A 10,174-nucleotide genomic window follows, 5' to 3' on the forward strand; every position below is an offset into this window, starting at 1 on the left:
ACCAACAGCTTCGCATCACGCGCTTCATGATCGACGCGGTGCAGCTGCCCGACGATGTCGTGGAGCCGAAGCTTCGCCGCTATATGTTGAACTACCTGTCCATGATGATGTGCATCTGCTCTATCTTCTGCCGCATGATCGGAACGCTCGAGGCAGACGAGAAACGCCACGCCATCTGGGAATACTTGAAGGAGAAGAATCCGGGTGCGTACGGTGCGGTTCGCCGCAGCGTGCTCAATGTGGGAACGAACCTGCCCGGCGAGCTCGGTCGTTCGCTCGGCATCTCCGGGTATCATCTCGCGCAAAAGGTGTTCAAGTTCAACTAACGCGCCTGCGAGTTGCCTGTGAGTTGGTGTTTGGTTTCTGCTGGTATAGCCTGAGAAAGCCGCCTTCGGGCGGCTTTTCTGCGTCTTCGGACCCCGCTCCCCATCGTGTTCACGCCGCGTTTCGCAGCCCTCTCGCACTTTGTATTTACGCTTTCGTGTTCAAATCATTACCTTTGCTTGATATAGCTGAACACTTCCCGTATCCTGATCTGAGGTCAAAATTCATGTTCTCAGCGCGGGGCTTTGGGTTGTCTTGCGCTTTTGCATATAGTTTGGAAGGACACCCCCTATGCTTTCCCGCTCGGAATTCGATGTGATGCTCGCTTTGAAGAAGACGCCTGCGGCCTCGCAGCGCGCGATCGCCTCGGAGTGCGGCATGTCACTCGGTGCAGTGAACGCGGTTGTTAAATCGCTTGGCGATCGCGGCCTCGTCGAGGGTGGGACACTTACGGCGGAAGGCGAAGACGAGCTTTCCCCTTATAAGGTGCGCAACGCCGTCATCATGGCGGCGGGACTCTCGTCGCGCATGGCGCCGCTTTCTTACGAATGTCCGAAAGGCGTGCTCAAAGTTCGCGGTGAGGTCCTCATCGAGCGCCAAATCCGCCAGCTCAAGGAGGCGGGCATCGACGACATCACGGTAGTCGTTGGGTTCAAGAAAGAGGAGTTCTTCTATCTAGAAGATCTCTTCGGTGTGAAGATCGTCGTCAACACCGATTACGCGACGCGCAACAACCACGCGACGTTGTTCCAGGTGCGCGACATCATCGGCAATACGTATATCTGCTCGTCGGACAACTATTTCGTGCGCAACCCCTTCGAGCGCTATGTCTACGACTCGTATTATGCGGCGGTATTCGAGGAGGGCAAAACCGACGAGTACTGCCTTCAGACGAAGGGTCGCGACAAGCGCATCACGGGTGCTGTCGTCGGCGGGTCGCATTCGTGGGTTATCATGGGGCACGCCTACTGGACCCGTGACTTCACCTGCGACTTCATGCGATTCCTGTCCCAGGAGTACCATCTCACCGAGACGGTTGGCAAGCTGTGGGACGACATCTTCCTCGAGCACGCAGACGAGCTTCGCATGTACATGCGCCCCTACGAGAAGGGCCAGATCCGCGAGTTCGACTCCCTCTATCAGCTACAGGACTTCGACCCGCTGTTCATCGAGAACGTGGCCTCGAACGTGCTCGACAACATCTGCGCGACGCTCAACTGCCAGCGCGGCGATATTTCGAACGTGAAGCCGATTAAGAAGGGGCTTACGAACCTCTCGTTCTACTTCGAATGCCGCGGCGAGGCGTTCGTGTATCGCCATCCTGGCGCCGGCACCGATGAGATCATCAACCGCCAAGCCGAGACCTACGCGCTCAAGATTGCCTCTGACCTCGGACTTGACTCCTCGTTTGTCTATGAGGACCCCGAGCTTGGGTGGAAGATTTCCCGTTATGTTCCCGATTGCGTGCCGTTTGACTACGGCAACGACGAGCATGTCGGACGTGCTTTGAGCCTCGTGCGGCGCTTGCACGAGAGCGGCGCAGATTCCCCCTGGTCGTTCGACTTTTACGACGAGGCGTGCAAGATTGAGTCGCTGCTTGCGGCGGAGGACTGGTCGTTCCCTGCGGACTTTTCCGAAGTCAAGGGGAAAATCGAGCGGCTCGTCCCGCTCGTTCGCGCAGGATCTGGAGCGCCAGTTCTGTGCCATAACGACTTTTACGGCCCGAACATCCTCGTGCACGGCGACGAGCTGTGCCTCATCGATTGGGAATATGCTGCGATGGGCGACTACGGCTGCGATTTCGGCAATTTCGTTGCGCAGGGGTCAGGCTACAGCGTCGAGCGCGCGAAGCAAGCCGTCCCTCTGTACTTCGGGCGCGAGGCCACCACAGACGAGGTGTTCCATCTGATTGCCTGCACGGCGATTGTCGGCTGGTATTGGTATGTGTGGGCCATGCACCGCGAGCTCAAGGGCGCGCCGGTGGGGGAGTGGTTCTACGTCTGGTACCGATCGGCAAAAGACTACGCGGAGGCTGCGCTTTCCATAGCGGAGGCGGTCGGGATGCCGACGTCGGGCGCCGGTGCGCTTTCCTACGAGGAGTTTGTCGTGCTTGCCCAGGCCGAGGCAAAGACGCGCAATACCGTGCACCCCGAGTCCATCGACGACGCTTCCCGCGATGCCGCATGCGCCCGTCTTTGCGAGGAGGGGCTGCTTGCGGACGGCGTTGTGACCCCACGTGGCCTTGCGGCGCTCGAGCCGTATCGCGCGAAGCGGGCCGTGCTTTTGGCCGCGGGCTTCGGCAGCAGGCTTCTTCCCGTCACGGTGAACACCCCCAAACCGCTTGCGCGTGTCCATGGGGTGCGCATCATCGATCGTCTGATCGACGCGATCATGGCCGCGGGGATCGACGAGATCTATATCGTGCGCGGGTATCTGGCAGAGGAGTTCGATCAGCTTCTCAGTAAGTATCCTAACTTGCACTTCATCGACAACTCGCTGTTCGACCAGACGAACAACATTTCGTCGGCGGTGGCTGCATGCGGTCATTTCGAGCGCGCCTACGTCTTCGAGAGCGATTTGTTCCTCACGAACCCGACATTGGTGAGCAGGTATCAGTATCAATCGAACTACCTGGGATTTCCCGTCGAGAGAACCGACGACTGGTATTTCGACGCCGACGGCGAGGGCGTCATCGAGACTTTGGCGAAGGGCAAGGATGCCCCATGCTGGCAGATGGTCGGCTTGTCGTATTGGAGCGCGGCTGATGGAGCGCGGCTTGCGCGCGACATCCCCGAGGTGTTCGAGCGCGATGACGCCCGGCAGATTTTCTGGGACGACGTGGCGATCGTGCGCCGACCTGAGGAATACTCCGTGCACGTGCGCCGCTGCAGCCCCGACGATATCCTGGAGATCGACGATTTCGACGACCTGCGCCGCATCGATCCCGCATACGTCGTGCGTCACAAGGACGCCTAGCGGCTATAATCGGGGAACTCAAGTAAAACGAACCGCGCATAGCCGTTGCGCTCAGCTTTTAGGGAAAGGGGCCATCGCATCATGTCTCAATCAAAAAAGGCTCCTGTCCGCTCGGCCTTCGTGCTTGCAATTGACGTGGGGAACACCCTTACGCGCTTCGGGCTGTTCGAGGGCGATGAGCTCGCCTCGACCTGGTGCGCGACGACGCATTCCGTCATCACGGTCGACGAGGCCCATGCCATGCTGCGCGAGTTCTTCCTCATCCGAGGGCTCTCAAGTCCCTCGCATGAGGTTTCAATCGAGCGCGCCATCGTGTCGTCGGTCGTTCCTTCAATTACCGATGCTTGGGTGCAGGCCGCTCATGCGGTGAGCTCATCGCGCCCGCTTGTCGTGGGGCCTGGCCTGAAAACGGGACTCAAGATGCGTTTCGACGATCCGGGCGAGGTCGGCTCCGACCGCATCGCCGACATGGTCGCTGCGAAGGAACTCTTCGGCTTTCCGCTTATCGTTGTCGACTTCGGGACGACGACGAACTTCGAGGTCCTCGACGAGGACGGCGCGTTTGCAGGCGGCATCATCGCGCCTGGCCTGCGCCTTTCCCTTTCGGCACTCTCTTCCGCGGCAGCGAGGTTGTCCATGGTTGAGATGAAAGCGCCGGCTTCTATCGTCGGAACCAACACCCGCGCTGCTATTCAGTCGGGCGCGGTTATGGGCGAGGTCGCGCGCATCGACGGCCTCATCGATATGATTTGGCGGGAGATGGGATGTTCCGGCGGCGTCGTCATGTCGGGCGACGATGCTTCGGCGCTTGCCGCCCTGTGCTCGCACGAGGCGCAGGTCGAGCCCGACTTGACGCTTCTCGGACTCGGCATGCTCGAACGATTGAACCGGCGCAGGTAGGATCCTTATGTCGAATGCTCTTGCCGAATCGCTCCTGCAGCCGTGGGAGGGCCCGGCGATCCTGCTCGTCGATCTCGACGCCTTCTTCGCGTCCGTCGAGCAGCTCGACCATCCTGGCTGGCGTGGAAAGCCTGTCATCGTCGGTGGCGACGCCGACAAGCACGGGGTCGTCTCGACGGCATCCTACGAAGCGCGCGCCTTCGGTGTCCACAGTGCCCAGCCCGCATCGGTTGCACGGCGGCTGTGCCCCGACGCCATCTGGACGCACGGGCACTTCGATCGCTATCGCGAGATGTCGGAAGCCATCATGGGCATCCTGCGGGACGAGACCCCGCTCGTGCAGCAGGTGAGCATCGATGAGGCGTTCGTGGACGTCTCTCCCACCAAGGTGAACACGGAGCATCCTGTGCGCATCGCTGAGCGCATCCAATCGCGCGTCGAGGCGCTCGGCGTTACCTGCTCGGTGGGCGTGGGCACGTCGAAGACGATCGCGAAAATCGCCTCCGACATGGACAAGCCGCGTGGGCTCACTGTCGTTTACCCGGGAAGTGAGCAGGGATTTCTCGCGCCTTTGCCCGTGCGGAAGATGAGCGGCGTGGGCGCTGTCGCCGAGCGTGAGCTTGTGAGCCATGGTGTGCGCACGTTGGGGGACCTGGCCTGCGCGGACGAGTCGCTTTTGCGCCGCATCTTCGGGAAGAATGCGATTGTGATGCGAACCCGTGCGCAGGGCGGCGACATGACGCCCGTCGAGGAGGGGGAGGCCGCGAAGTCGGTATCGAACGAGATGACATTCGCGAAAGACCTCACATCGCGCGTCGATGTGGAGGCGGCAATCGCCACGATGGCGGCGAAGGTAGGCCGCCGCCTTCGCAAGAAGGGACTCGCAGGCCGCACGCTCTCTCTCAAGCTGCGCTTCGGCGACCGCTCCGTGCGCTCGGTCCAGAAACGCCTTCCCGCCCCGAGCGACGACGAGCTCGCCTTCACCCCGCTGCTCTACCACATGGTCGATGAGATATGGCGCGAGGGGATTCCCATTCGTCTCCTCGGCGTGGGGATGAGCGGGTTTCGCGAGGATGAGTTCGTGCAGGATGCGCTGTTCGACGTCGCGCGCGAGGCGCCTTCGACGCTTGATGCGGAGCCCGTAATCGCCGACGACGCGAAGCGCCGCGGCCTGCTCGACGCCACCGATGCTTTGCGTGACCGCTTCGGGGAAGGCGCCGTGCGGTTCGGACACGAGCTGCGCAACGCGGGGAACACGACGGGAACGGGTGCTAAGAACCCTGACGATTACAAGTAGGCTCAGCGGCTGTGCTGCGCGGGCGTCTGCACCGGCGTCTAGCGCGCGCGTCTGCGGCGGGCGTACGCAGCTGTGTCGCGACGTCCGCGGCATATTCCCCGCTTTTCACCACAATGCCGTATACTTCTCCTTAGAGGAAAACGACCCGCGCTTCGGGGTGCTTGCGCGAGTCTTGTCAAGAAAGGATAGCCATGGATTTCGAGATCGTCACCGACTCAAGCTGCAACCTGAAAGAGGAAATGATCGACGAGTTCGGTCTCCACGTGCTTCCGCTGACGTTCATGGTCGATGGCGAACAGCGCCAAAGCTACCTTAAAGGCCAGGTCACCGACTTGCAGCAGTTCTATACGATGATGCGCGAGGGCAAGGTCATCACGACTTCGCTTCCTAATCTGGCCGATTCCGAGGCGCTTTTGCGTGGCCTTCTGGAAGCGGGCAAAGACGTCCTTTACCTGGGATTCTCGAGTGGCCTTTCGGGCACGTACGAGGCGATCTCGCTTCTGTGCAACCAGCTTGCCGCCGAATTCCCCGATCGCAAGATCTTCTGCGTCGACACGCTTGCCGCGTCGGGCGGCGAGGGCCTGCTCGTGTGGCATGCCGCGCAGAAGGCGCGCGAGGGCCTCTCGATCGAGGAGCTTCGCGACTGGGTGGAGCAGCATAAGCTCAACCTGGCGCACTGGTTCACCGTCGACGACCTTATGTTCCTGTGGCGCGGCGGGCGCGTTTCGAAGACGAGCGCCTGGGCGGGCACGCTTTTGAATATCAAGCCCGTCTTGCACGTTGACGATGAAGGCCATCTCATTCCCATGGAGAAGGTTCGCGGTCGCAAGAAATCCCTGAACGCGCTCGTCGATCACATGGAAAAATCCGCCATTCCGCCCGTTGCCGACCAGATGGTCTTCATCACGCACGGCGACTGCCTTGAGGATGCCGAATACGTTGCCAACAAAGTGCGCGAGCGCTTCGGCGTGCGCGACGTCGTCATCAACTACGTCGACCCGGTCATTGGAGCCCACTCCGGTCCCGGCACGATGGCCCTGTTCTATATGGCGGAAAGCCGCAATTAGCGATTATGTCCGCCCCTGCAATGCCTGCGACCACCCGTCGCACGCTCCATTACTACTGGCAAGTCACGCGAGCTCACTTCGGCCTGTTCGCGGGACTTGTCGCCTCGACGCTTGCCTATGTGGCCCTGCTCTCGTATGCGAACCCTTATCTCATGTCCATGGTGGTCGACCAGGTGAGCGCAAACCCCGTTGCCGCCGACGAGGTGTTTTCCACGTTCGGCCCCTTCGCGCTTGCGCTCGTCGCTGTGAACGTGTTCGGCCAAGCGGCGAGTAAGCTGCAGGACTATTGCATGTACCGCTTGCAAATCGCAGCGTCCTACGACCTTGCCACGATGAGCTTCGACGCGCTGTGCAACCAGTCGATGTCATTCCATTCGAACCGCTTTGGCGGAACGCTCGTGAGCCAGACGTCGAAGTTCATGAGCGCCTATCAGCTTCTGTTGGAGACGCTGTCGTTTCCCTTTTTGCCGGTGCTTTGCTCGGTCGTGTTTACCTGCGCTGTGCTAATTCCGCGCGTGCCCGTTTACGTTGCCGTCCTGATGGTGCTGCTCGCGATATACGCATATGTGTCATACTATATGTACAAGCGGATTCTCGGGCTCAACGAGAAGGCAGCGAGCGCGCAAAACCAGCTGTCGGGTGAGCTGTCCGACTCGGTCGCGAACATCCTTGCCGTGAAGACCTACGGACGCGAGGATTACGAGCGCGCGCTTTTCGACGAGGCGAACCGCTGCGTCGTCGAGCGCGACAACCGGCGCATGCGCGCATCGCTCGCGCGCGGTATCGTTACCGCATGCATCGCCGTCGTCATCATGAGTGCGGTCACCGTCTTCATCATCGGGGGAAATGCCTGGTACGGCATTACGCCCGGCACGCTCGTGCTCATGTTCACCTACACCTACACGGTGACGAACCAGTTCAACTTCATCAACAACGGTTTGCAGAAGATGAACCGCGCGTTCGGCGATGCGAGCGGGATGACGCAGGTGCTCGACGAACCGCGGCTTGTGGCCGATCTTCCTGGCGCTCCCGATCTGCGGGTGAGCAACGGGGAAATCGACTTTCGCGATATCGGGTTCTGGTATACCGACGGTTCGGCGACAACGCGCGTGTTTGAGGATTTCAACTTGCATATCGCCCCAGGTGAGCGCGTTGGCCTCGTCGGTATGAGCGGGGCGGGCAAGACCACCTTGACGAAGCTTTTGCTGCGCCTTTCCGATATCCAGGAGGGGAGCATTCTTGTGGATGGGCAGGACATCGCCCGCTGTACGCAGCAATCGCTTCGCCGTCAAATCGCCTATGTGCCCCAGGAGTCGCTACTGTTCCACCGCACGATTGCCGAAAACATCGCCTACGGTCGTCCCGATGCTACGGAGGAGGAAATCCGCGAGGCGGCGCGGTTTGCGAACGCTCTCGAGTTCATCGAACGGCTGCCTGAGGGCTTCGACACGATAACCGGCGAGCGAGGGGTGAAGCTGTCGGGCGGGCAGCGCCAGCGCGTGTCGATTGCGCGCGCCCTTTTGGCCGATTGTCTCGTGCTCGTGCTCGATGAGGCCACAAGCGCGCTCGACTCCGAGAGCGAGCAGCTCGTCCAGGACGCGCTCTCGACGCTCATGCGCGGGCGAACGTGCATCGTGGTGGCACATCGCTTATCGACGGTGGCAAGCCTCGATCGCATCGTCGTTCTGGATGATGGGCGCATTGTGGAGGATGGCCCGCATTCCGAACTTGTGGCCCAAGGCGGGGAATACGCCAACTTGTGGGAGCGTCAAACGGGTGCCTACCTGGAATAATGTTGTCCCTCGGACGCTTTCTCCGATATTGCGCAAAACTTAGTATCCTGTTTGGATTTCATGGCTGAGCGGTCGAGCGGTAATGCTGCGCCCTTTTTACCTGTGCGGTTCCTTATAGTGTGGAATCTATGAATATGGGAGAGACAGACAGATGTAGCGTTCTTAAGCGAAAGCCTTCGCCTGCCCTCGGTGCGGTGTTCGGCGCCAACGTTCGTCGCCTTCGTGTGGCCTCGCTGATCACGAAGGTGGATTTCGCCAAACGTTGCGGGGTGGGGCGCCCTTACCTCGACAAAGTCGAGCGCGGGGAGGCGAACCCGACGCTTGAATACCTTGAGCGTTTCGCGGTGGCTCTTGGCGTGGACCCCCTCTGTCTGCTCACGCCACAGCCTGTGCGTTGCCGCGATGACGCGAACTCTGCAGACTACGTACGAGAATGAAACTTGCGTGTTCGGATGAACTTGCGAATCAACTTTTCCCTGCCGTCTATCGTGATTTTGGGAAACCGTGCGCTGTGCCAATTACCGAGCCTTCTTCTTGGCTTATACTCTTGTGGTATAAACAAAACGCTCTGACCTGGGGTTTTACTAAAGTTTTGCCTAACTTTGCCTAAGTCCGAGAAAGTACTCTGCGTACTGGGACGAAAACGTCTCATACAATTGGTCGATTGTCGGCCTTAGGTAATGGCTTCCCGACACACCTGGAAGCTTGTGACCCATGAGAAGCTCGAGCGTTGTCGCGTCTACGTTCCATTCGAATTCGGCGAACGTCCTCCAGGAGTTGCGGCAATTGGCGAACGGGATGCTCTTTTCGTTTTCGGTATTCCACTCGTGTCTCAGCTGCCTCGTTGTCATGGGCAGTCCGTCGCCGCGGTGCGTCATCCACTCGATGTTTTCCGCTCGTCTTTCGTCGGCGATCTCCAGCAAGCGGAGCGAGTAGGGGGGAGGGACGATGATCGTGCGCTTGCTGCTTTTGGTCTTGAGCATGTCGGTCGGGAAGTCTCCCTTCCTTTCCATTTGGCGCGCAATCGGGGCGAGCGCGAAAACGAGCCCGTCAGTCTCCCTGCGCTCAAGCTCGGCCACCTTGACGCCAAGCGACTCCCCCGTGCGGCACGAGCCGAAGCACGACAGGATGAACGCCGCTTCGGTCGCCTTGCCGTGAAGTGTTCCGAACACGTCCGCCGCTTCCCTCAGCGTGTAAACGTCTCTACTTCGCTCTCTCGACTGCTTCTTCGGCATGTCGAAGACCTCGCGGAACTTGTTCGACTCGGCCAGCTCGTAGCGCACGCACACGTCCATGATCTTCCTCAAGATGCGGATTGCCTGATTCGCGTTGCCGCGGGAGAGGGTGAGCAGCCATTCCTGGATGTCGAGCGCCCTCGTGGAGTCGACGGGAACGCGAGACCATCGAGGCTCGATGACCTTCTTCCAAATGTGCGTGTACTGGCTCAGCGTGTTCTTGGACGCTTCGCCGTCGGACACGCGGCGCTCAAGTTCTGGGAGAAACCACGTCTTGTACGCTTCTCCGATTGTCGGGATGGGCTTGTCGGCTGCCCGTTCAACGCGAATCTGAGCGAGCCTCAAGTCTGCTTCGCGGTAGGTTCCGTAGAACGTCTCGCATCGCCTCTTGCGTCCCTGAGGCGTGTTCTCGTGCCACCTGAGAACGTACTTCTTGTTGGGCACCGCAACGTCAATCGACCCCCACGCGCGGCGCCTCTTCTTCCTCGGCATGATATACTGCTCCTTGCCTTCCGTTAACTCGGTAGGGTCTTTTGGAAGCCTCGCGCTAGGGCGGCAACCCTACGATGCGCGGGGCATCTT

Annotated in this window: 7 protein-coding genes and 1 pseudogene; 7 read left to right on the top strand and 1 reads right to left on the bottom strand. The window is 60.2% G+C overall.

Annotated features, from left to right (window positions below):
- The 7 genes and pseudogenes from Q0G18_RS07735 to Q0G18_RS09495 form a co-directional block, all read left to right on the top strand.
- Positions 1-326, top strand: a pseudogene (locus Q0G18_RS07735) (glycosyl transferase); the annotation flags it as partial.
- Between the two features lie 289 nt (positions 327-615).
- The gene (locus Q0G18_RS07740; RefSeq protein WP_297151620.1) at positions 616-3,300 is read left to right on the top strand and encodes an NTP transferase domain-containing protein; all 2,685 of its coding nucleotides are present in this window, start codon (positions 616-618) and stop codon (positions 3,298-3,300) included.
- An 81-nt stretch (positions 3,301-3,381) separates the two neighbouring features.
- On the top strand, positions 3,382-4,200 hold the full coding sequence (locus Q0G18_RS07745) for a type III pantothenate kinase (protein WP_297151623.1): 819 nt from the start codon (positions 3,382-3,384) through the stop codon (positions 4,198-4,200).
- Positions 4,201-4,207: 7 nt separating this feature from the next.
- Positions 4,208-5,497 (top strand): DNA polymerase IV, encoded by a 1,290-nt coding sequence (gene dinB / locus Q0G18_RS07750; RefSeq protein WP_297151625.1) that lies wholly within the window; start codon positions 4,208-4,210, stop codon positions 5,495-5,497.
- 191 nt (positions 5,498-5,688) lie between these two features.
- Positions 5,689-6,564 (top strand): DegV family protein, encoded by an 876-nt coding sequence (locus tag Q0G18_RS07755; RefSeq protein WP_297151629.1) that lies wholly within the window; start codon positions 5,689-5,691, stop codon positions 6,562-6,564.
- A gap of 5 nt (positions 6,565-6,569) precedes the next feature.
- Positions 6,570-8,357 carry an ABC transporter ATP-binding protein gene (locus Q0G18_RS07760; protein ID WP_297151632.1) on the top strand — a complete coding sequence of 596 codons (1,788 nt, stop codon included), beginning with the start codon at positions 6,570-6,572 and terminating at the stop codon, positions 8,355-8,357.
- A 134-nt stretch (positions 8,358-8,491) separates the two neighbouring features.
- Positions 8,492-8,794, top strand: coding sequence for a helix-turn-helix transcriptional regulator (locus Q0G18_RS09495; protein WP_366769250.1), 303 nt, complete (start codon positions 8,492-8,494; stop codon positions 8,792-8,794).
- A 159-nt stretch (positions 8,795-8,953) separates the two neighbouring features.
- On the opposite strand, the gene Q0G18_RS07765 is transcribed toward Q0G18_RS09495, so the two are convergent.
- Positions 8,954-10,084 carry a hypothetical protein gene (locus Q0G18_RS07765; RefSeq protein ID WP_297151635.1) on the bottom strand — a complete coding sequence of 377 codons (1,131 nt, stop codon included), beginning with the start codon at positions 10,082-10,084 and terminating at the stop codon, positions 8,954-8,956.
- Positions 10,085-10,174: the final 90 nt, after the last annotated feature.

Origin of the sequence: uncultured Ellagibacter sp. (assembly GCF_934636505.1) — a bacterium.
Classification (GTDB): domain Bacteria; phylum Actinomycetota; class Coriobacteriia; order Coriobacteriales; family Eggerthellaceae; genus Ellagibacter.